General features: G+C 71.0%; 19 protein-coding genes, 1 pseudogene and 1 riboswitch. Of the genes and pseudogenes, 15 read left to right on the forward strand and 5 right to left on the reverse strand.

Annotated features, from left to right (window positions below):
• Positions 1-70: 70 nt before the first annotated feature.
• Complete coding sequence (locus OIE74_RS24685; RefSeq protein WP_329387173.1) at positions 71-1,711, reverse strand: tetratricopeptide repeat protein; 1,641 nt, start codon at positions 1,709-1,711, stop codon at positions 71-73.
• 98 nt (positions 1,712-1,809) lie between these two features.
• Here OIE74_RS24685 and OIE74_RS24690 point away from each other — a divergent pair, with 98 nt between their 5' ends.
• Positions 1,810-3,228 (forward strand): FAD-binding oxidoreductase, encoded by a 1,419-nt coding sequence (locus OIE74_RS24690; protein WP_329387175.1) that lies wholly within the window; start codon positions 1,810-1,812, stop codon positions 3,226-3,228.
• Positions 3,229-3,230: 2 nt separating this feature from the next.
• On the opposite strand, the gene OIE74_RS24695 is transcribed toward OIE74_RS24690, so the two are convergent.
• Positions 3,231-3,707: an SsgA family sporulation/cell division regulator gene (locus tag OIE74_RS24695; RefSeq protein ID WP_329387177.1), complete on the reverse strand. Its 477-nt coding sequence runs from the start codon at positions 3,705-3,707 to the stop codon at positions 3,231-3,233.
• 231 nt (positions 3,708-3,938) lie between these two features.
• Between OIE74_RS24695 and OIE74_RS24700 the strand changes: the two genes are divergently transcribed.
• Entirely contained in the window at positions 3,939-5,486 is a 1,548-nt protein-coding gene (locus OIE74_RS24700; RefSeq protein ID WP_329387179.1) for an RDD family protein, read from the forward strand.
• 281 nt (positions 5,487-5,767) lie between these two features.
• The gene (locus OIE74_RS24705; protein ID WP_329387180.1) at positions 5,768-6,499 is read left to right on the forward strand and encodes an RDD family protein; all 732 of its coding nucleotides are present in this window, start codon (positions 5,768-5,770) and stop codon (positions 6,497-6,499) included.
• Here OIE74_RS24705 and OIE74_RS24710 read toward each other — a convergent pair.
• Positions 6,485-6,784, reverse strand: a complete 300-nt coding sequence (locus tag OIE74_RS24710; protein WP_329387182.1) for a hypothetical protein — start codon at positions 6,782-6,784, stop codon at positions 6,485-6,487. The two genes, OIE74_RS24705 and OIE74_RS24710, sit on opposite strands and share 15 nt — an antisense overlap.
• 561 nt (positions 6,785-7,345) lie before the next feature.
• Between OIE74_RS24710 and OIE74_RS24715 the strand changes: the two genes are divergently transcribed.
• On the forward strand, positions 7,346-9,757 hold the full coding sequence (locus OIE74_RS24715) for an immune inhibitor A domain-containing protein (protein WP_329387184.1): 2,412 nt from the start codon (positions 7,346-7,348) through the stop codon (positions 9,755-9,757).
• A 123-nt stretch (positions 9,758-9,880) separates the two neighbouring features.
• A pseudogene (locus OIE74_RS24720) lies at positions 9,881-10,183 on the forward strand (hypothetical protein); the annotation flags it as partial.
• Positions 10,184-10,361: 178 nt separating this feature from the next.
• On the opposite strand, the gene OIE74_RS24725 reads toward OIE74_RS24720, so the two are convergent.
• Both OIE74_RS24725 and OIE74_RS24730 read right to left on the reverse strand, forming a co-directional pair.
• Entirely contained in the window at positions 10,362-10,949 is a 588-nt protein-coding gene (locus OIE74_RS24725) for a nicotinamidase (protein ID WP_329387186.1), read from the reverse strand.
• A gap of 139 nt (positions 10,950-11,088) precedes the next feature.
• A complete protein-coding gene (locus tag OIE74_RS24730) occupies positions 11,089-12,444 on the reverse strand; it encodes a nicotinate phosphoribosyltransferase (RefSeq protein WP_329387188.1) in 1,356 nt (451 codons plus the stop codon).
• A 187-nt stretch (positions 12,445-12,631) separates the two neighbouring features.
• On the opposite strand from OIE74_RS24730, the gene clpS reads away from it, so the two are divergent.
• From clpS to OIE74_RS24780, 10 genes are all read left to right on the forward strand, one after another.
• Positions 12,632-12,937 carry an ATP-dependent Clp protease adapter ClpS gene (gene clpS / locus OIE74_RS24735; protein ID WP_329387191.1) on the forward strand — a complete coding sequence of 102 codons (306 nt, stop codon included), beginning with the start codon at positions 12,632-12,634 and terminating at the stop codon, positions 12,935-12,937.
• A complete protein-coding gene (locus tag OIE74_RS24740) occupies positions 12,937-13,524 on the forward strand; it encodes a DUF2017 domain-containing protein (RefSeq protein WP_329387193.1) in 588 nt (195 codons plus the stop codon). Before clpS ends, OIE74_RS24740 begins: the two co-directional genes overlap by 1 nt.
• 330 nt (positions 13,525-13,854) lie before the next feature.
• Positions 13,855-15,321 (forward strand): amino acid permease, encoded by a 1,467-nt coding sequence (locus OIE74_RS24745; protein ID WP_329387195.1) that lies wholly within the window; start codon positions 13,855-13,857, stop codon positions 15,319-15,321.
• A 126-nt stretch (positions 15,322-15,447) separates the two neighbouring features.
• Complete coding sequence (locus OIE74_RS24750) at positions 15,448-15,861, forward strand: M67 family metallopeptidase (RefSeq protein ID WP_329387197.1); 414 nt, start codon at positions 15,448-15,450, stop codon at positions 15,859-15,861.
• Positions 15,846-15,994, forward strand: a riboswitch (cobalamin riboswitch). Its footprint overlaps the gene before it by 16 nt.
• 41 nt (positions 15,995-16,035) lie before the next feature.
• Positions 16,036-17,022 (forward strand): ABC transporter substrate-binding protein, encoded by a 987-nt coding sequence (locus tag OIE74_RS24755; protein WP_329387199.1) that lies wholly within the window; start codon positions 16,036-16,038, stop codon positions 17,020-17,022.
• A gap of 12 nt (positions 17,023-17,034) precedes the next feature.
• Positions 17,035-18,087 carry a FecCD family ABC transporter permease gene (locus OIE74_RS24760; RefSeq protein WP_329387201.1) on the forward strand — a complete coding sequence of 351 codons (1,053 nt, stop codon included), beginning with the start codon at positions 17,035-17,037 and terminating at the stop codon, positions 18,085-18,087.
• Positions 18,084-18,908, forward strand: a complete 825-nt coding sequence (locus OIE74_RS24765; protein WP_329387203.1) for an ABC transporter ATP-binding protein — start codon at positions 18,084-18,086, stop codon at positions 18,906-18,908. The genes OIE74_RS24760 and OIE74_RS24765 overlap by 4 nt, the downstream gene beginning before the upstream one ends.
• 69 nt (positions 18,909-18,977) lie before the next feature.
• Complete coding sequence (locus OIE74_RS24770; protein WP_329387205.1) at positions 18,978-19,091, forward strand: putative leader peptide; 114 nt, start codon at positions 18,978-18,980, stop codon at positions 19,089-19,091.
• 92 nt (positions 19,092-19,183) lie between these two features.
• Positions 19,184-19,501: a MoaD/ThiS family protein gene (locus tag OIE74_RS24775; protein ID WP_329387207.1), complete on the forward strand. Its 318-nt coding sequence runs from the start codon at positions 19,184-19,186 to the stop codon at positions 19,499-19,501.
• Positions 19,501-20,451, forward strand: coding sequence for a PLP-dependent cysteine synthase family protein (locus OIE74_RS24780; RefSeq protein ID WP_329387209.1), 951 nt, complete (start codon positions 19,501-19,503; stop codon positions 20,449-20,451). Before OIE74_RS24775 ends, OIE74_RS24780 begins: the two co-directional genes overlap by 1 nt.
• Positions 20,452-20,547: the final 96 nt, after the last annotated feature.

Genomic DNA, 20,547 nt, shown 5'->3' on the forward strand with positions numbered 1-20,547 from the left:
GACTAGGGACGAGGACGGGCCCAGACGCAGGGCCTCAGGACCCAGATTCGGGCCCAGCGGCGGCGGTCGCTCAGTTTCGGGCGGCGGAAGGTGCCGATACGGGCGGCGTGGGCGTGGGAACGGGCTCCGGCCTGGCCGGCGACGCGGACGGCACGGCCGGAGCCGCGGACGGTGCCGCGGACCGCGCGGGCGACGACGCCGGTGCGGGCGCTGTCGAGGACGACGCGGCCGACGGCGCCGTGGGCTGTGCCGTCAGCGGCGTGCTCTCCCCGTCGCCGTACATGTCCTTCGGACCGCCGCCCGGCAGCTCGCCCAACTCCTTGAGCGCCGCACGTGCCTTCGGCGCCAGCAGCGGCGAGAAGTGGGGGTTCGTTCGCAGCGCCTCGTCCAGATGGCGGCGCGCCGGACCCTCCATCCCGAGCTCGCGCTCGATCTCTCCCCGGTGGTACGAGAAGAGCGCGCTCCGCATCCCCTGTTCCGTCGCCCGCTTCGCGTACGGCAGTGCCTTCTCCGCGTCACCCGCCCGGTACAGCGCCCACGCCAGCGTGTCGGACACCCGCATGCTCCGGTGGCCGCGCCGCCACTCCGACTCCAGCCGCTCCACCGCCGCCCGGGGACTGCCGTGATCGGCCTCGTAACGGGCCAGCGTCAGCTCCTCGTTGACCCCGTCGGCCTGCGCCCTTGCCGTACGGTCCCGGAGCAGCTCGTACTGGCTCCGCGCGTCCCCGCCCAGCCCCTGCGACTCGTACAACTCGCCCAGTTCCATGGCGTATTCGGGCATCGGGCGCTCCGCGAGAGCCGCCTGGTAGTCCTGCCCGGCCTCCTCGGTCCTGCCCAGCGCCGCGAGGGCCCGCGCCCGGCCCGCCAGCGACGGGTGGTGGTCCCGCGTCACCTTCAGCGCGGCGTCGTAGTAACGCAGCGCCTCCTTCGGCTCGCCGCGCTCCCAGGCGAGCCCCCCGAGCGCGTTCAGCGCGCCGGCCTTCTCGGCGGGCGTGGCCGCCCTCCCCGCCGCCTCGTCCGCCTTCGCCGCCGCGTCCTCGCGCCAGCCCCGGTCGCGGTAGACCACCGACGACACGGACAGCACGCGCACGCCGGAGCGCAGCGACCGCAGCTTGTCCAGCGCCCTGCCCGCCGCTGTGTAGTCGCCGAGCCCGTTGTACGCCTCGATCAGCACCGGGTACGTCGTCCAGCGCTCCGGGGCCGCCTTCCGTACCGCCTCGCCCCATTTCCTGGCCGCCGCGTAGTCGTGCCGCGCGTTCGCCAGCGCGGCCAGCCCCGTCGTCGCCGCCGGGTTGCGCCGCTCGCCGGGGGTGACGGCGAGCGAGCGCCGCAGCGCCTGCTCGGCCTTCGGGTAGTACGCCGTGTCCGCCCGCAGCCCGCCCCGCTCCACGTACGCCGCGCCCAGCACCGCCCAGGACCCGGCGTCCTTCGGGTTCTCCCGCAGCCACGCCTCCCGGTCCCTGATGAGCGCCGCCACGTCCGGCAGCGAGGCGGGTCCGCCCGCGCCGACGGCGGCCCGCGCCCGCGCCTCGGGGCCGGGTGGGGGAGGTGCCTCGTCCCCGTCCGGGACGAACACCAGAACGCCCACGACGAGTACCGCCCCCACACCCGCGGCCAGCGCGGCCCTCTTGATGTGCCCCAAGTGCCCCAAGTGCCCCAAGTGCCCCGTGTGCCGCGTGTGCCGCGTGTTCAAGATCTTCTTGGCATCCATGTGATTACTGTGCGTCAATATGACGACCATACTCATTCTTGTGGATGTGGATCGCAGACGGGTTCACACCGATGGCCCCGGGGTGCCACGCTGGGATGATGGATGACCTTGCCGCGGCCGCGCCCACCGCCTCCTCAGCCACCGTCGCCACGGACGGCCTCCTCGCCGAGCTGCGAGCCGGTCTGCCCGCAGAAGCCCTGATCACCGACCCCGACATCACGGCCTCCTACGCGAACGACATGGCGAGCTTCTGCGAGGCGGGCTCCCCGGCGGTGGTCGTCCTGCCGCGCACCGTCGAGCAGGTCCAGCACGTGATGCGCACGGCGACGGCCCTGCGCGTCCCCGTGGTGCCGCAGGGCGCCCGTACGGGACTCTCCGGCGCCGCCAACGCCTCCGACGGCTGCATCGTGCTGTCCCTCGTCAAGATGGACAGGATTCTGGAGATCAGCCCGGTCGACCGGATCGCGGTCGTCGAGCCGGGCGTCGTCAACGCGGTGCTCTCCCGCGCAGTCGGCGAACACGGCCTCTACTACCCGCCGGACCCCTCCAGCTGGGAGACCTGCACGATCGGCGGCAACATCGGCACCGCGTCCGGCGGTCTGTGCTGCGTGAAGTACGGCGTCACCGCCGAGTACGTCCTCGGCCTGGACGTCGTCCTCGCCGACGGCCGCCTCCTGACCACCGGCCGCCGCACCGCCAAGGGCGTCGCCGGATACGACCTCACCCGGCTCTTCGTGGGCTCGGAGGGCAGCCTCGGCGTCGTCGTCAAGGCCGTCCTCGCACTCAAGCCGGCGCCGCCTGGGCAGCTCGTCCTCGCGGCCGAGTTCGCCTCCGCGTCCGCCGCCTGCGACGCCATCTGCCGGATCATGGAGCGCGGCCACACCCCCTCCCTGCTCGAACTGATGGACCGCACCACCGTCCGCGCCGTCAACTCCCTGGCGAACATGGGCCTCCCCGAGACCACCGAGGCGCTGCTGCTCTGCGCCTTCGACACCGCCGACCCGGCGGCCGACCTCGCCGCCGTCGGCGAACTCTGCGCGGCGGCCGGCGCCACCGAGGTCGTCCCCGCCGACGACGCCGCCGAGTCCGAACTGCTGCTCCAGGCACGGCGGCTGGCGCTCGTCGCGCTGGAGGCCGTCAAGGGCACCACGATGATCGACGACGTGTGCGTCCCGCGCTCCCGGCTCGCCGAGGTCCTTGAGGGCATCGACCGCATCGCCGTCAAGTACGGCCTCACGATCGGCGTCTGCGCCCACGCGGGCGACGGCAACACCCACCCCACCGTCTGCTTCGACGCCTCCGACCCCGACGAGTCCCGGCGCGCCCGCGAGTCGTTCGACGAGATCATGGCGCTCGGCCTGGAGCTGGGCGGCACCATCACCGGCGAGCACGGCGTCGGCGTCCTGAAGAAGGAGTGGCTCTCCCGCGAACTGGGCCCGGTCGGCATGGAGTTGCAGCGCGGCATCAAGAAGACCTTCGACCCGCTGGACCTCCTGAACCCCGGAAAGCTCTTCTGACGTCAGCACTCGCCGTCCGCGGACTCGTCCGACGGCCACGGGCTCCGCAGCCACAGATCGTCGGCCGGCAGCGGGGTGAGCAGCCGGGTCAGCCCCGCGTCGATCCCCAGCCGGACGCTCTCGGTGCCCGGCGCCACCAGCACCAACGTCCGCTCCAGCCATGCCGAGACCGCCGCCGAAGGAGCCTCCAGGAGCGCGTCGCCGTCGGGGGAGCTGAGCGCCAGGCACAGGACGCTGCGCCCTTCGACCTTCGTGGGCCAGATCCGTACGTCACCGTGGCCGCACGGCCGGAACACCCCTTCGACCAGAAGTTCGCGTGCGAACGTCCAGTTGACGGGCGTGTCCGAAGAGATGTGGAAGCTCATGTGCACCGCGTACGGATCGTCCGTGCGGTACGTCAGTCTGGCGGGGACAGGGACGCTGTGCTCGGGCGAGAGCACCAGATTGAGTTCCAGCTCGCGTTCCACCACGGTGTTCATGTCAGGTGCTTCCTTCGTCGTACGACGCCCGGGAGCGGGCCGTACCGATGGAGAGCGCCGACTCCCGCCGCCATTACGCGACTTCGGCCAAGAACTTGCTCCCGCGACCTACCGTGACTCTTTCGTGACCGAATCGAGGTCCAAACGGCCGGATGGCTCCTGGGCCATGCGGTGGTCTGATAGATGTGGACCCTTGAGTTGAGCCCATCGAAGAGATACGGGACCACGGTGATGAGCGCCCCGACCTCGGCAACCGGAGACGGCAGCCCTTCCCCCGGCTACTACCCGGACCCTTCCATCCCCGGATACGTCCGGTACTGGAACGGCGGCTCCTGGGTACCCGGCACCAGCCGGCCCGCGCCGCAGGCCGGCGAGGCCATGCCGGAGCCGCCCCCGGGAGTGGCCGCGGCGGCCACCCCGCCCCCGGCCCGGCGGACCCCGGCCCCGGCCCCGGCCACCCCGGCGGTCGAGGAGACCGGGCCGATGTTCTTCGACGAGGACCCCGCCGAGGAGCCCCGTCAGGAACCGGCCTCCGCCTGGCAGGCGGACACCCGGCGGCAGTCCGGCTTCGGCGGGGAGCGCGACGCCCGGGTCTCCTGGGGCGAGTCCCCGTCATCCGCGCCGGCACCGGAACCGGAAGACGCCAGGGACCCCCGGTACGCCGCCAGGGACACGCGCGACCCCCGGGTGCCCGGCCAGGCCACGGATTCCGCGGCCGACCCCACGGGCGGCGCGCTGCCCGGCGTACGGTCCCTGGGACCCGGCCCCGGGACCGGCGCGGATGACGAGGACTCACCCCGTAACGAGGGCACGGTCGCGATCCGCGTCCCCCGCCCGGGACGCGGGGGCCAGGGCCAGGCTCAGGGCGGCCGGGCCCGTACCGGCGAGGGCACCACGCCCGCGCCCCGGAGCGGCGAGGCGCCCGACGGCGGCGGCGCACCGCAGGGCCGGCAGGCCACAGGACGTACCGGCCAGACCGAGGGCACCATGGCGCTGCGCGCCCTGCGGCCCCGCGCCGCCGGACCGGCGCCCGCCCCGCCGGCCCAGCCCCAGGCGCCTCAGCCCCCGCAGCAGCCGGACGCGCTCGGCTCCCGCTCGATGCAGCCCCCCGCCAACCCGGTCGCGCCCGGCCCCGGCCCCGGCGGCGGCTCGGCCTCCTGGGCGCAGCAGGTGCACCAGCTCGCGCAGTCGGCGGCGGCGCCGTCCGCCGGGGGCGACCCCGCGTCGGGGCAGCCGGTCGTCCCGTGGAAGCCACCGGTCGACGACCCGTTCCTGCGGGCCGCGCAGGCCCAGGCGGCGGCCCGCCCCGCCGGGCTCGGCAAGCGGTTCGCCGCCCGGCTGATCGACACCGTCGTGCTCCTCGGGATCGTCGGGGCCGTCTCCGTACCGCTGGTGTCCAAGGCGCTCGCGCACATCGACGACAAGGTCGAGGCGGCGAAGCAGACCGGCGAGACCGTCACCGTCTGGCTGATCGACGGCACGACCGGCGGCTACTTCGGCGGGGTGCTCGCCGCGCTGCTGGTCATCGGCGTCCTGTACGAGGCGCTGCCCACCGCCAAGTGGGGCCGCACGCTCGGCAAGAAGCTGTGCGGGCTCGAGGTGCGGGACATCGAGTCGTTCGAGTCCCCGTCCTTCGGCTCGGCCCTGCGCCGCTGGCTCGTGTACAGCGTGCTCGGGGTGCTCGTGGTCGGCATCGTGAACGTGGTGTGGTGCTTCTTCGACCGGCCGTGGCGGCAGTGCTGGCACGACAAGATCGCGCGCACCTTCGTCGCGGGGTGACGCCGGGTCACCCCTAGGTCCTGTCCAGCGGATCTTCGCGGGCCCGGGACGCCGCAGTGACATCAGCCGCTGCCGCAGCGGGCGGCACCTCGCCGCGTTGCCGAAGTGCCCACAGGAAACCACCCTGCGGGCACTTCGGCGCCTTGCGATGCACCGCACCAGACGCCCCGGGCTTCTCCGCGAAGATCCACCGGACAGGACCTAGGCCCTGTCCGCCGGGGGCTCCCCCGAACGGCGGGTGATCCGTTGCGGGCGTGCACGCGGCGCGGTGCACTGCCCCCATGAGCAACGATCAGCCGCCGCCCGGTCAGCCGCCCGAGGACGACCCGTTCCGCAAGCAGCCGCCGCCCGGCGAGACGCCGCCGCCCGGCGGCCCACCCCCGGGTGGCGGCACGCCCCCGCCCTACGGCGGGGCCAATCCGCCACCGCCGGGTCAGCCGTACGGTGGCGCCAATCCGCCACCGGCGGGTGACCCGTACGGCGGATCCGCTCCGCCGCCCCCCGGCGACCCGTACGGCGCGAACGATCCCCTCCGCGGGATGCCGCCGCTCGCGTCCGTGGGCAAGCGTGTCCTCGCGCGCATCGTCGACTGGATCATCGTCGCGGTCCCGCTCGCGCTGATCGCCATCCCGTTCAGCGTCTACCGGCACTGGTCGGACGAGTCCAACAGCTGGGACGACACGGTCAATGGCATGAACGGCGGCGGCCAGTGGGTCTTCCGGATCATCACGATCATCGCGTACGTCGGCTACGACACGGTGATGACGCGGTGGCGCGGCCAGACCGTCGGCAAAAAGCTCTTCAAGATCCGTGTGGCGATGCTCAACGACGGCCGGGTGCCCGACTCCCGCGCCTCGTTCCTGCGGGCCGTCGTGCTGTGGCTGCCCGCACTGATCTGCTGCGCCTGCCTCTGGCCGCTGCTCCTGCTGATCCTGATCCTGCTCGACCGGCCCTACCGGCAGGGCCTGCACGACAAGGCTGCGAGAACTGTCGTGGTGTCAGCGCCGCAGTGACGCGGGAATCCTGTTCTCGGCGGCGGCCGGTGACGGGCCCACCACCGGGACGACGGAAGCGGCGCCGGAGTGGCTCGCGGGGCTCGTACGGACCGGCCGCACCGCCGTCGAAACGCGCGGCCGCACCGCCTTCACCGAGACGAGAAGCCCGAGACAGAGGGCGAAGAGTGCGATCACCGCGATGCCGACGACCGATGTGATGCCGGAGAGCAGCAGCATCGCGAGTGTGGAGAGGACGACGGTGGCGGAACCGTAGGCAAGCTGTGCGGCAGTCGGACGCGGCATGGCTGATCCGTCCCTCGGGGCGATCGGATGTGGTTTTCGGGGGTGTTGGGGGTGTCTCGCGTGTCCGTGCGGAGTCGCACTGTCGAACGACCCTACGACGGTGGATGCCCGGCAGGAACCGACAGTAAGCGTGACCTAACCCACGACGCCGGAGCATGGGGGGCGCACGGAGTCACGCGCCCCCTGGATATGACATATCGATGCGCCCGCCGACGGGTCACCGGGGTGTCCGGATACCGGAACTGAAGGTGTGCTCAGGGCCTGTCGTTCGGATCTTGCCGGGCTCGCGGTCCCTGGCACGCACGCCCGCCGCGTTGTCGTCGGTCGCCGACGCTCCGCGTCGGCTCCCTCCTCCGCCTTGCGATCGCACGCACCAGACCCCGCTCCCTGATCCGGCCTGACCCAAAAGACAGGCCCTAGTGCACTTGGCCTGCACAAGTCAAGGGCTGTCTTTTCTCCTTCAACTCCGGTCGAATGTCGTCACTTGTGACGCGCACCCCGCGCGCGGATCCCCACACAGCCGGTCCGCGGACTCCGGGTGCGGGGAGAGGACAGCATCAAGTGACCATCAATCGACGGGCGATCAGAGCGTCCGCGGTGTTCGTGGCACTCGCCACGGCTGCCGCGACGGCGTCGGCGCTCGCCCCGGCCCAGGCCGAGGGCAACCCCACATCAGGTCCGGCGAGCATCGAGCGCCGCGATCCGGCGCCGCGGAAGGGCGATGTCGAGCACGACCTCGAAGGCCCCTTCAGCAAGCAGCGGGAACAGCAGCGCAAGGCCGCGCTGGAGCAGGTGATCTCGGGTGACGCCAAGATCCTGAAGCGCGGCGGCTCCCAGGTCGTGAAGCTCGACGACAAGAAGTACGTCGAGCTGGGCCGGGAGAAGACCGACAAGATATTCACGATCCTGGTGGAGTTCGGCGACGAGGTCGACGACACCACCATGTACGACCCGGACGGCGCGGACGGCCCCGAGGCACCCATCAAGAAGTACGGCGGCGAGCCCGGCCCGCAGCACAACGAGATAGCCGAGCCCGACCGGAAGGTGGACAACTCCACCGCCTGGCAGGCCGACTACAACCAGCAGCACTTCCAGGACCTCTACTTCGGTGAGGGCAAGGACAGCGACGGCAAGCAGAAAGAGTCGCTGAAGACCTACTACGAGAAGACCTCGTCCGGCCGCTACTCGGTCGACGGTGAGGTCTCCGACTGGGTCAAGGTCACGTACAACGAGGCCCGTTACGGCTCCAACTACTGCGGCGACAGCAACTGCGCCAACGTCTGGGACGCCGTACGCGACGGCACCGCCGCCTGGGCCGCCGACCAGAAGGCCCAGGGCCGTACCGACGCCGAGATCAAGGCGGACCTCGCGAGCTACGACGAGTGGGACCGCTACGACTTCGACGCCGACGGCGACTTCAACGAGCCCGACGGCTACATCGACCACTTCCAGATCGTCCACGCGGGCGAGGACGAGTCGGCCGGCGGCGGCGCCGAGGGCGAGAACGCCCTGTGGGCGCACCGCTGGTACGCGTACGGCACGGACGCCGGCAGGACGGGCCCCGCGGAGAACAAGTCCGGCGGCACGCAGATCGGTGACACCGGCATCTGGGTCGGCGACTACACGATGCAGCCGGAGAACGGCGGACTCGGCGTCTTCGCGCACGAGTACGGCCACGACCTCGGCCTGCCCGACCTGTACGACACCGCGGGCGGCGAGAACTCCACCGGCTACTGGACCCTGATGTCCGCCGGCTCCTGGCTCGGCCGGGGCAAGGGCTCCATCGGCGACCTGCCCGGCGACATGACCGCCTGGGACAAGCTCCAGCTCGGCTGGCTCGACTACGACGAGGCCAAGGCCGCGACGGCGTCGACCCACAAGCTGGGCGTGTCGGCGTACAACACGAAGAACCCGCAGGCGCTCGTCGTCGAGCTGCCGAAGAAGCCGGTCACCACGACTGTCGTGAAGCCCGCCGAGGGCTCCAGGCAGTGGTGGAGCGACATGGGTGACGACCTCAAGAACACCCTGAGCCGCCCCGTCGACCTCACCGGCAAGGCCAAGGCGTCGCTGGAACTGGACGGCTGGTGGGACATCGAGGCCAACTACGACTACCTGTACGCCGAGGTGTCGGAGGACGGCACCAACTGGACCCCGGTCGACGGCACCGCCGACGGCAAGGCCATCACCCGTGACGCGGGCGACAAGCCGGCCCTGACCGGTCCCTCCGGCGCGTACAAGAAGCTCGTCTACCCGCTGGACGCGTACGCGGGCAAGAAGATCGACGTCCGCTTCCGCTACCAGACGGACGGCGGCGCCGGCGGCAAGGGCTTCGCGGCCGACGCGATCAGCGTCGTCGCCGACGGCACCCCGCTCTTCACCGACAACGCCGAGACGGACGACGCGGGCTGGACCTCGAAGGGCTTCTCGCGCATCGAGGAGTCGTTCACCAAGGACTACGACCAGTTCTACATCGCGGAGAACCGGCAGTACGTCAGCTACGACACGACCCTGAAGTCGGGCCCGTACAACTTCGGCTTCAAGGCGCCGAAGGACGACTGGGTCGAGCACTACGCGTACCAGAACGGCCTCATGGTCTGGCTCTGGGACACCTCGCAGAAGGACAACAACACCAGCGTCCACCCCGGCAAGGGTCTGATCCTGCCGGTCGACGCGCACGCCAAGCCCCTGAAGTGGGCCGACGGCACGGTGATGCGCAACAAGATCCAGACGTTCGACTCGTCGTTCAGCTGGTACCCGACGGACCTGTTCCAGCTGCACAACGCCGACAAGGCGCAGTGGATCAAGCCGCAGGCCGGCAAGCCGGTCTTCGACGACCGCAAGGGCACCTACTGGTACAAGGAGAACCCGACGGGTTCCGTCGACGTTCCTGACACCAACACCAAGATCTCCATCGTGAGCGAGCCGCTCAGTGGCTCCACGATGACGGTGAAGGTGGACCGCTCGACCAAGTAACGGACATCGTCGCAGGTCAAACCATGATCGGCCGTCGCCCTCTAGCGGGCGGCGGCCGATCGTGTTTAGGTGCGTCCTACCGACTCTTATTGACACGACGTCTTACGGGGGGATTGAGGACATATGGCAGGTGGAGGCTTCAGCAGACTCCCGAACGGCACCGTGGTGGTGGCTCTGACCGTGCCCAGCCCGGTGAGCGAAGGCCGTACGGTCCGGATCCTGGTCCATGCGATGAACCGGGCCCGCGCCCTGACCAGGCTGCGGAATCTGGGGCTGCGCGCCGTCTATCTCCGCGGCAACGCGGAACCGCCCACACCGGACGAGATCACGGCGGTGCTGCACCATCCGGACGGCCTGCTCTGGCGGGGCACACCGGAGCGCGCACAGGAGCTCTGGCAGCCCATACGGGCCCTGCTGCGCCCCGCGCGGCGCTACGGGAGCGGCGAGCCGCGCGGCGGCCGCGCAGGGGTGCCGGCGGGGCCGCCGCCGGGCGCGCTGCCCGGCCCACCGGCGGGACCGTCGACGGCGCCGCGCTCGGAGCTGTCGAGGGGCAGCGGGAGCGACCTGAGCGCCGCGTAGCGCGAGCGGGGAGGCGGCGGCGGGGTCAGGCCACGACCGGTTTGCCGGTCAGGCGCACGCCCGCCGTCCGCAGCTCCTCCAGGGCCCGCTCCGTCGTCCCCTCGGCGACGCCCGCCGTCAGGTCGAGCAGCACATGTGTGGCGAATCCCTCACGCGCCGCGTCCAGGGCGGTTGCCCGTACGCAGTGGTCGGTGGCGATCCCGACGACGTCGACCTCGGTGACCTCGCGCGCCTTCAGCCACTCCGCGAGCGACACGTTGTTCTCGTCGGCGCCCTCGAAGCCGCTGTACGCGCCCGAGTACGCGCCCTTGTCGAAGACCGCGTCGATCGACCCGGAGGCGACGGCGGGCGCGAAGTTGGGGTGGAAGCCGACCCCCTCGGTGCCCGCCACGCAGTGGACCGGCCAGGTGTGCTCGTAGTCGGGCCGGGTGGAGAAGTGGTTACCGGGATCGATGTGGTGGTCACGTGTCGCGACCACATGGCGGTAACCGGCGGTGGTCTGGCCGATGAGGTCGGTGATGGCCGCGGCCACGTCGGCGCCGCCGGACACCGCGAGGCTGCCGCCCTCACAGAAGTCGTTCTGAACGTCCACGACTATCAACGCGCGGTGCATGGCGGGTGTCCTTCGGTGGGGAGCGGGCGGGCGCTGGTGCGAGTCTTCCGGATCCTGTCGGAGGCCGGTCTGTCGGAGCCTGGCGTTCCCGGTGGTTCTCCGTTCATGCCTTCCACACCTCATCCATGCCTCGTGTACGTCACATGTAGACGGTCGGGATGACCGGCTCGCCGCGCGACAGCTGGATCGCCGACATCGGCAGTCCGGCGCGCGCCGCGACGTGCCTCTCGCGCACCGCGTCCAGCGGCTCGCGCGCGACCACCTCGCCGCCCTTGACCAATTCCACCAGCAACTGGCGGTCCAGCAACTCCGCGGGTACGGGGCCGGTGCCGACGACCTCGGCGTCCGCGTACCCCTCCGCGTCCACCCGGCGGGCCGCCCACTTGCGGCCGCCGATCGACGTCTTGCCGCCCAGCGACTTCTTCGCCACCGCGTGCAGCGGCGCCTTCGGATCGGCGGAGTGGGCACGGGCGACGAGTTTGTACACCATCGAGCAGGTGGGGTGTCCGCTGCCGGTGACCAGCTGGGTGCCGACCCCGTAGGCGTCCACCGGGGCCGCCGCCAGCGAGGCGATCGCGTACTCGTCCAGGTCGGAGGTGACCACGATCCGGGTGTTCACCGCGCCCAGCTCGTCCAGCTGCTGCCGCACCCGGTGCGCGACGAGCAGCAGGTCGCCGGAGTCGATGCGTACGGCGCCGAGTCCGGGCCCCGCGACCTCCACGGCGGTACGGACCGCGTCGGCCACGTCGTAGGTGTCCACGAGCAGCGTCGTACCGCTGCCCAGCGCGTCGACCTGCGCCTGGAAGGCGTCCCGCTCGTTGTCGTGCAGCAGGGTGAAGGCGTGCGCGCTGGTGCCCACCGTCGGGATGTCGTAGCGGAACCCGGCCGCCAGGTCGGAGGTGGTGTCGAAGCCGCCCACGTACGCGGCGCGCGAGGCGGCGACGGCGGCCAGTTCGTGCGTACGGCGCGCGCCCATCTCGATCAGCGGGCGTCCGCCGGCCGCGGCGGACATCCGGGACGCGGCGGCGGCGATCGCCGAGTCGTGGTTGAGGATCGACAGAACCACGGTCTCCAGCAGCACGCACTCGGCGAAGGAGCCCTCGACGCGCAGGATCGGCGAGCCGGGGAAGTACACCTCGCCCTCGCGGTAGCCCCAGATGTCGCCCCTGAAGCGGTAGTCGGCGAGCCAGTCGAGTGTCGGCCCGTCGACGATCTCCCGCTCGCGCAGGAAGCCGATCATCTCCGGGTCGAAGCGGAAGTTCTCGACGGCGTCGAGGAGCCGGCCGGTGCCGGCGACGACTCCGTAGCGCCGTCCCTCGGGCAGCCGCCGGGTGAAGACCTCGAAGACGGAGCGGCGCCCGGCCGTCCCCGCCCGCAGCGCGGCCCGGAGCATCGTCAACTCGTACTGGTCGGTGAAGAGCGCGGTCGAGGGAACGCCGAGCCGCCGGCCGCCCTCGTCCTTCGCAAGGCCCTTCGCAAGGTCCGCAGAGTTCATGACAGCAATGCTACAGCGGATCTCGTCAGAGTGACGATTTCTAACGGCGGACCCTGGAGCCGCCGTTCGCCCTGGAGCCGCCGTTTGTGCGACAGGCCCCTCCGGGTGGCAGCATGGGGGGCAGTGAGGCTGTGCATCCCGGGGCGTGTCCCGGGACCCCCGGCGGAGAAGAAGGTCGTCCCGAACCGTGAGTGTTGCCCCGACAGAGATCGAACTTCCCGAGTCGGCCGAGGAGACGTTCACCGTCCCGGAACCTGACGTGCCGTGGATGACGATCGTCCACAACGACCCTGTCAACCTCATGAGTTATGTGACGTACGTCTTCCAGACGTACTTCGGCTACTCCAAGGACAAGGCACACAAACTGATGCTCGACGTCCATCACAAGGGCCGCGCCATCGTCTCCAGCGGCAGCCGCGAGGAGATGGAACGCGACGTGCAGGCGATGCACGGATACGGCCTGTGGGCCACGCTCTCCCAGGACACCGCCTGATGGCCGGGCAGTTCGAGGCGATCCCCGGCGGTGGCGCCGCCGTCGCGCTCGACGAGGTCGAGATCTCCATCCTGCGCTCGCTCGCCGTCCAGCTCCTGGAGCTGATCGGCCCCGGCGAGGAACCGGCCAAGGGGGAGGACCCCCTGGCCGCGCTCTTCGCGGAGGGGCCCAGCAAGCCGCCGTCCGACCCCGCGCTCGCCCGGCTCTTCCCGGACGCGTACGGCTTCGGTGACGACACCGACGACGAACTGCGGGAGTACGCGGCCGAGTTCAGGCGCTTCACCGAGAACGACCTGCGGTCGCGCAAGCGTGAGGACGGCCTCGCCGTGGTCCGCACCCTGGACGCGCTCTCCGCCACGGGCGAGGGCGGGGCCGTACTGAAACTGGCGCCCGACGACTGCCGGCACTGGCTCGGCGCGCTCAACGACCTGCGCCTGACCATCGGCAACCGGCTGGAGATCTCCGACGAGGACGAGGGCGAGAGCCTGTACCGGTTGTCGGACGACGACCCGCGCAAGCCGATGGTGATGGCGTACCTGTGGCTCGGGGCGCTCCAGGAGACGCTCATCGAGACGATGATGCCCTGACGGGACGACGCGGCACGGCGCGGGACGACGCGGGGCGGGACGGCACGGGGCGACGCGGCGCGAGGCGGGCCGCGAGCTCCCTCGGGCGGCCCGTCACGGCGTCTTCGCCAGGCCCTCACACCGTCTTCGGACGGACACCTTCCGTTTCCTCAGCGGACGCTCAACTCCGTATAACGATCGCGTCTCCGCCCCCGCATGCTTTGCGATCCGCGACGTGATTCGTCCGCTTCTTCCTGTGTGCCGCGCCACAGCGACCTCCGTGGATCGCCGCCCGCGCCGTGGTAAATCTTCACGACCACCGGCACAGGCAGGGAGAAAGGGCGCATCACCATGACCTCCCCACAGGTCGACACCACCTCGGAAGGCCCCTCGGGAAAGACCTCGGAGGAGGGCTACGAACGCGGACTCGGCAGCCGCCAGGTCCAGATGATCGCGATCGGCGGCGCCATCGGCGTCGGCCTGTTCATGGGCGCCGGCGCGAACATCGCCAAGGCCGGGCCGAGCATCATCCTGATGTACGCCCTCGCCGGCGTGGTGATCTTCTTCATCATGCGGGCGCTCGGCGAACTGCTGCTCTACCGGCCGGTCTCCGGCTCGTTCGCGGAGTACGCCCGTGAGTTCCTCGGCCCGTTCTTCGGTTACGTCACTGGCTGGACGTACTGGCTCATGTGGATCGTGACCGGCATGGCCGAACTCACGGCGGCGGCGATCTACATCCACTTCTGGTTCCCCTCGATCCCGCAGTGGGTCAGTGCCCTGGTCTTCCTCGTGGTGCTCTTCGGCGTCAACCTGATCTCCGTCAAGATCTTCGGCGAGGTCGAATTCTGGTTCTCGATGGTCAAGGTCACCGCGATCATCGGCATGATCGTCATCGGCCTCGGCGTCCTGACCCTCGGCTTCTCGGACGCGGGCGAGACCGCGGCCACCGGCAACCTCTGGCAGCACGGCGGCATCTTCCCCAACGGCATCGGCTCCAGCCTGATGACCCTCCAGGGCGTGATGTTCGCCTACCTCGCCGTCGAACTCGTCGGCGTCACCGCGGGCGAGTCCGAGAACCCGGAGAAGACGCTCCCCAAGGCGATCAACACGCTGCCCTGGCGCATCATCGTCTTCTACGTCGGCGCGCTCACCGTCATCCTCGCCGTCGTGCGGTGGACCGAATTCAGCGAGGGCGAGAGCCCGTTCGTGCACGCGTTCGCCAAGATCGGCATTCCGCTCGGTGCCGGAATCGTCAACTTCGTGGTGCTGACGGCGGCCCTGTCGTCCTGCAACTCCGGCATGTACTCCACCGGCCGGATGCTGCGCGACCTCGCCGCCAACAAGGAAGCCCCGCAGGCCCTGGGCAGGCTCAACTCCCGCCGGACACCGGCCGCCGGCATCACGGCGTCCGTCGCGCTGATGGGCATCGGCGTCGTCCTCAACTACATCGTCCCCGAGAAGGCGTTCCTGTACGTCACCTCCGTCGCCACCGCCGCCGGTATCTGGACCTGGATGATGATCCTCGTCAGCCATATCAAGTACCGCTCCGCCGTGGTCGCCGGGCGGCTGCCCGCTTCCTCGTTCCCGGCCCCGGGCGGCTCGGCCCTGAGCTGGGTGGCGCTGGTCTTCCTGGCCTTCGTGACGTGTCTGATCGCGTACGACTCCGACGCCCGTATCTCGCTGTACGTCGGCGCCGTCTGGGCGGTCTTCCTGGCCGGCGGCTGGGCACTGCTGGGGCGCCGCGCCCCGGAGCCCGCGGCCCCCGGGGACGGGCCGGAGGGCCCGTACGAACCGGAGTACGCGAAGGTCTCGGACTGACGCGCGGCCCGTACGACGGGCCTCCACAGCAGGTCCGGCGGTGCGTCTCACAGACGCCCCGCCCACCGTCTCACCAGGTGGCCTCCGCATCTCAACAGCGGAGGCCACCCGTTTATCCTTCAACTCATGCTCACCATCACCCAGGCGCTGTACGACCAGATCGTCGCCCACGCACGGGCCGACCACCCCGACGAGGCGTGCGGCGTGATCGCGGGCCCCGAGGGCAGCGACCGCCCCGAGCGCTACATCCCCATGCGCAACGCGGCCCGCTCGCCCACGTTCTACGAGTTCGACTCGACCGAGCACAAGCAGCTCGACAACGAACTGCGTGAGCGGAACGAAGACATCGTGGTCATCTACCACTCCCACACCGCGACCGAGGCATACCCCTCCCGCCGCGACATCGGCCTGGCAATGGAGCCGTTCGCCCACTACGTCCTGGTCTCCACGGCCGACACGGACGACATGGGCCCGTTCCAGTTCCGCTCGTACCGCATCGTCGACGGCGAGGTCACGGAAGAGGACGTGGAAGTCGTCTGAGAGACTGACGCCACCCAGGGCGGCAGGACCCAGGAAGCCGGTGCGAATCCGGCACGGTCCCGCCACTGTGACCAGGCCCTCCGCGCGAGCGGGGGCCCGGAAGCCAGGAACTGACCTGTCGCCCTTCTCCCACCATGCCAGGGGACGCGGAAATCCCCCGGAGGAGGCCCAGTCATGTCCTTGCGGCGCCACGCCCTCATACCGGCGGCCCTGCTCCCGCTGCTGCTCCCGCTGGCCGCCTGCGGCTCCACGCCGGAACCGGCCGGGCGCACCGGAGCACCGGCCGCCGGATTCCCGTACACCGTCACCAACTGCGGTGTGAAGACCACCTTCGAGGCTCCCCCGAAGCGCGTGGTCACGATGAACCAGCACGTCACCGAGATCATGATCGAGCTCGGTCTGACCAAGTCCCTCGTCGGCACCGCCTGGCTGGACGACGCCGTCCTGCCCGCGTACCGGAAGGCGTACGACAGCGTCCCGGTCGTGGCCGAGGAGTACCCCTCCAAGGAGAAACTCCTCTCCCTCAACCCCGACTTCGTCTACGGCGGTTACACCAGCGCCTTCGCCGCCAAGGACGGCCGCACCCGCGACGACCTGGCGGACGCCGGCATCGACACCCGGCTCAACCTGGAGAGCTGCCCGGAGGACGGGACCTCCATGGACGACGTCTTCCGCGAGATCAACGAGGTCGGCCGCACCTTCGGCGTCGCGGGCCGCGCCGCGAAGTGGACCACCGGGGCCCGCGCCACGCTCGCCACCACCGCCGCCGGACTCAAGGGCGTGAAGCCGGTCTCCGTCTTCGTCTACGACAGCGGCGACAAGACCGCGTTCACCGCGGGCGGCGCGGGCATCGGCAACGAACTGATCGAACGGGCGGGCGGGCGCAACGTCTTCGCCGACCTCGACAAGCCCTTCGGCGACGCGACCTGGGAGCAGGTCGTCGCCCGCAAGCCCGAGACGATCGTCATCTACGACTACGGCTCCACCACCGTCGCCCAGAAGAAGAAGCGGCTGCTGGAGGACCCCGTACTGAAGGACGTCCCGGCGATCAGGAACAAGCGGTTCGCCGTGCTCCCGCTCTCGGACGCCGTCCTCGGCGTCCGCGCCCCCGCAGCCGTCGGGCGGCTCGCGTCCCAACTCCACCCGGAGGCGGGCGAGTAGGGCTTTCCCGCCATGAGCTGCAAGACCAAGGCGGTCCGGCGCGGGCCGCGCCATGTCCTCGTACTCGCCGGGCTCTCCGTGGCCCTCGCGTGCGCCGTCGTCGCGGGGCTCGCGCTCGGCTCCGTCCGTATCCCGCCCGGCGAGGTCCTGGCGATCCTCACCGGCGGCGCGGAGGCCGGCCCCTTCCGCACGATCGTCCTCGACGTGCGGCTGCCGCGCGTGCTGCTGGGCGCGATCGTCGGTGCGGGGCTGGCCGTCGTCGGGACGGTCCTCCAGGCCCTCGTACGCAACCGGCTGGCCGACCCGTTCCTGCTCGGGATCTCCTCGGGGGCGTCCACCGGCGCCGTACTCGTCCTGGTCCTCGGCATCGGCAGCGGCATCGGCGGCGGGATCACCACCACCGTCGCCATGCCGGCCGCCGCCTTCGCGGGCTCGCTCGTCGCGATGACCCTCGTCTACGCGCTGGCCCGGCGCGGCGGCACGATGACCGGCGGGCGCCTGGTGCTGGCCGGGGTGACCGTCTCGTACATCCTCTCCGCCCTCACCACCCTGATCCTGGTGGTCTCGGCCCGGCCCGAGCACTTCCAGGAGGCGCTGTTCTGGTCGCTCGGCGGGCTCGGCAGCGCCCGCTGGGGCATGCTCGCCGTCCCCGCCGTCGTCCTCGTCGCCGGGACCGCCGTCCTCATGGCGCTCGCCAGGCCGCTGGACCTGCTGCTGGTGGGGGAGGAGGGCGCGACCGTACTGGGCCTGGACACCGCGCGCTTCCGCGCCGCCGTGTTCGTCCTCGCCTCGCTGGTCACCGGCGTGATGGTCGCCGCGAGCGGGGCCATCGGCTTCGTCGGGCTGCTCGTGCCGCACGCCGCGCGGATGGCCGTCGGGGCCGCGCACCGGCCGCTGCTGCCCGTCGCCGCGCTCGGCGGGGCGGTCGTGCTCGTGGTCGCGGACCTCGCCGCCCGTACCGTCGCGGCGCCGCAGGACATCCCCGTCGGCGTCCTCACCGCGCTCACCGGCGGACCGTTCTTCCTGTGGCTGATGCGCCGCCGCCCCGAAGGAGCCCCGGTATGAGCCCCCGTACGGCGGCACTGCGCGTGGAGGGACTGTCGTACGGGGTCGGCGACGGCCGGCATCTCGTCGACGCCGTCGACCTGACCGCCGCCCCCGGCGAGACCGTCGGACTCGTCGGCCCCAACGGCAGCGGCAAGACGACCCTGCTGCGCTGCGTGTACGGCACGCTGCGCCCCACCCACGGCCGGGCGCTCCTGGACGGCGCCGACCTGCACACCATGACGGCCAAGGCGCGCGCCCGGCGCGTGGCCACCGTCCCGCAGGACGGGCAGACCGAGTTCGAACTCACCGTCCGCGAGGTCGTCGCCATGGGCCGCTCGCCGCACCGGCGCTTCTGGGAGGCGGACACGGCGGCCGACACCGCCCTCACCGACGCCGCGCTCGACCGTGTCGGCATCGCCCCGCTCGCCGGCCGCGCCTTCCCGTCCCTCTCCGGCGGCGAACGCCAGCGCGCCCTGGTCGCCCGCGCCCTGGTCCAGCGGCCCGCGCTCTTCGTCCTGGACGAGCCGACCAACCATCTGGACATCCGCCACCAGCTCGAAGTCCTCTCCCTCATACGGGAGTTGGGCACGACCAATCTGCTGGCCCTGCACGACCTCAATCTCGCCGCGTACTACTGCGACCGGCTCTACGTCCTCAAGGCGGGTACGGTCGTCGCCTCGGGAACCCCGGCCGAGGTCCTGACCCCCGCCCTCCTCGCCGACGTCTACGAGGTGACGGCCGACGTCGCACCCCACCCCCGCACGGGCGCGCCCACCGTCGTCTATCTGCCCCCGTCACCGGCGGCCCCGCGGGCCGGTTCACCTGCCAAGTCCAACTGACGAACGTCGAGCGTCCATCATCCGAGATCACATACCGGGATGCGGACCGGGAATCGATACGATGACCCCATGGTTTCCCACGACGTGAGCGACAAGACACCAGGCGATCTGCTGGTGGCGCGCCTGCACGTCGATCTGTGCCGACTCGCCAGCGCCATGTGTACGGCCGGCACTGCCGCCTGAGCCGCGGCAGCACGCCCATCCCGAGCACCACCCCCCGCGCGGGGGCAGAGCCGCGCGCCCGTCACGCCTCTTTTCCGACAGGAGCCCACGCCATGGCCATCGAGGTCCGTATTCCGACCATCCTCCGCACCTATACAGACGGAGCCAAGGCCGTCGAGGGCACCGGTGACACCCTCGCGGCGCTGCTCACCGACCTCGAAACCCGCCACACGGGCATCCGCGAGCGCATCGTCGACGCCGGCAACGGCGACCAGTTGCGCCGCTTCGTGAACGTCTACCTCAACGACGAGGACGTCCGCTTCCTGGACGGCATCTCCACCAAGCTCTCGGACGGCGACAGCGTCACCATCCTCCCCGCCGTCGCGGGCGGCGCACCCGAGACGCCGATGCCCGACATGCCCGCGCTCTGATGCGGTACGACTCCCCGCTCGCGGTCGTCGGCGACACCCCCCTCGTACGGCTGCCACGCCTGTCGCCGTCGGACGACGTCCGGATCTGGGCCAAGCTGGAGGACCGCAACCCGACCGGCTCCATCAAGGACCGCCCGGCGCTGCGCATGGTCGAGGAGGCGGAGAAGGACGGGCGGCTCACACCCGGCTGCACGATCCTGGAGCCGACCAGCGGCAACACGGGTATCTCGCTCGCGATGGCCGCCAAGCTCAAGGGCTACAAGATCATCTGCGTGATGCCGGAGAACACCTCGCGGGAGCGCCGCGAACTGCTCGCCATGTGGGGCGCCGAGATCATCCCGTCCCCGGCGGCGGGCGGCTCCAACACCGCCGTACGCGTGGCCAAGGAGCTGGCCGCCGAGAACCCGACCTGGGTGATGCTCTACCAGTACGGCAACCCGGACAACGCGGGCGCCCACTACGCCACCACCGGCCCCGAGATCCTCGCCGATCTGCCGTCCGTCACCCACTTCGTGGCCGGGCTCGGCACCACCGGCACACTCATGGGCGTCGGCCGCTATCTGCGCGAGCAGAAGCCCGACGTCAAGATCGTCGCGGCCGAACCACGCTACGACGACCTGGTCTACGGTCTGCGCAACCTCGACGAGGGCTTCGTCCCCGAACTGTACGACGAGTCCGTCCTCACCACCCGCTTCTCCGTCGGCTCCGCCGACGCCGTCACCCGCACCCGCCAACTCCTCCAGCAGGAAGGCATCTTCGCGGGAGTCTCCACCGGCGCTGCCCTGCACGCGGCCATCGGCATCGGCAAGAAGGCCGTCACCGCGGGCGAGAGCGCCGACATCGTCTTCGTCGTCGCCGACGGAGGCTGGAAGTACCTCTCCACCGGCGTCTACACGGCGGCCACGGACGAAGAGGCGATCGAGACCCTTCAGGGCCAGCTCTGGGCCTGAGCCGGCGGCCTGAGCCGACCGACGGAGCCGGCAGACCGAGCAACAGTGGTGCAACAGTCCCCGTGCGGGGGCTGTTGCGCTACGGCTCCCCACCGT

The sequence above is a fragment of the Streptomyces sp. NBC_01716 genome, assembly GCF_036248275.1.
Taxonomy (GTDB): domain Bacteria; phylum Actinomycetota; class Actinomycetes; order Streptomycetales; family Streptomycetaceae; genus Streptomyces.

Bases quoted from the DNA above. Each gene is read 5' to 3' on its own strand.
- OIE74_RS24740 (WP_329387193.1), top strand. From the start codon at position 12,937: ATGGCCGGGCAGTTCGAGGCGATCCCCGGCGGTGGCGCCGCCGTCGCG.
- OIE74_RS24685 (WP_329387173.1), bottom strand. From the start codon at position 1,711: ATGGATGCCAAGAAGATCTTGAACACGCGGCACACGCGGCACACGGGG.
- OIE74_RS24760 (WP_329387201.1), top strand. From the start codon at position 17,035: ATGAGCTGCAAGACCAAGGCGGTCCGGCGCGGGCCGCGCCATGTCCTC.
- OIE74_RS24730 (WP_329387188.1), bottom strand. From the start codon at position 12,444: ATGAACTCTGCGGACCTTGCGAAGGGCCTTGCGAAGGACGAGGGCGGC.
- OIE74_RS24780 (WP_329387209.1), top strand. From the start codon at position 19,501: ATGCGGTACGACTCCCCGCTCGCGGTCGTCGGCGACACCCCCCTCGTA.
- OIE74_RS24745 (WP_329387195.1), top strand. From the start codon at position 13,855: ATGACCTCCCCACAGGTCGACACCACCTCGGAAGGCCCCTCGGGAAAG.
- OIE74_RS24690 (WP_329387175.1), top strand. From the start codon at position 1,810: ATGGATGACCTTGCCGCGGCCGCGCCCACCGCCTCCTCAGCCACCGTC.
- OIE74_RS24710 (WP_329387182.1), bottom strand. From the start codon at position 6,784: ATGCCGCGTCCGACTGCCGCACAGCTTGCCTACGGTTCCGCCACCGTC.
- OIE74_RS24700 (WP_329387179.1), top strand. From the start codon at position 3,939: ATGAGCGCCCCGACCTCGGCAACCGGAGACGGCAGCCCTTCCCCCGGC.
- OIE74_RS24770 (WP_329387205.1), top strand. From the start codon at position 18,978: ATGGTTTCCCACGACGTGAGCGACAAGACACCAGGCGATCTGCTGGTG.
- OIE74_RS24755 (WP_329387199.1), top strand. From the start codon at position 16,036: ATGTCCTTGCGGCGCCACGCCCTCATACCGGCGGCCCTGCTCCCGCTG.
- OIE74_RS24695 (WP_329387177.1), bottom strand. From the start codon at position 3,707: ATGAACACCGTGGTGGAACGCGAGCTGGAACTCAATCTGGTGCTCTCG.
- OIE74_RS24775 (WP_329387207.1), top strand. From the start codon at position 19,184: ATGGCCATCGAGGTCCGTATTCCGACCATCCTCCGCACCTATACAGAC.
- OIE74_RS24765 (WP_329387203.1), top strand. From the start codon at position 18,084: ATGAGCCCCCGTACGGCGGCACTGCGCGTGGAGGGACTGTCGTACGGG.
- OIE74_RS24705 (WP_329387180.1), top strand. From the start codon at position 5,768: ATGAGCAACGATCAGCCGCCGCCCGGTCAGCCGCCCGAGGACGACCCG.
- OIE74_RS24725 (WP_329387186.1), bottom strand. From the start codon at position 10,949: ATGCACCGCGCGTTGATAGTCGTGGACGTTCAGAACGACTTCTGTGAG.
- OIE74_RS24750 (WP_329387197.1), top strand. From the start codon at position 15,448: ATGCTCACCATCACCCAGGCGCTGTACGACCAGATCGTCGCCCACGCA.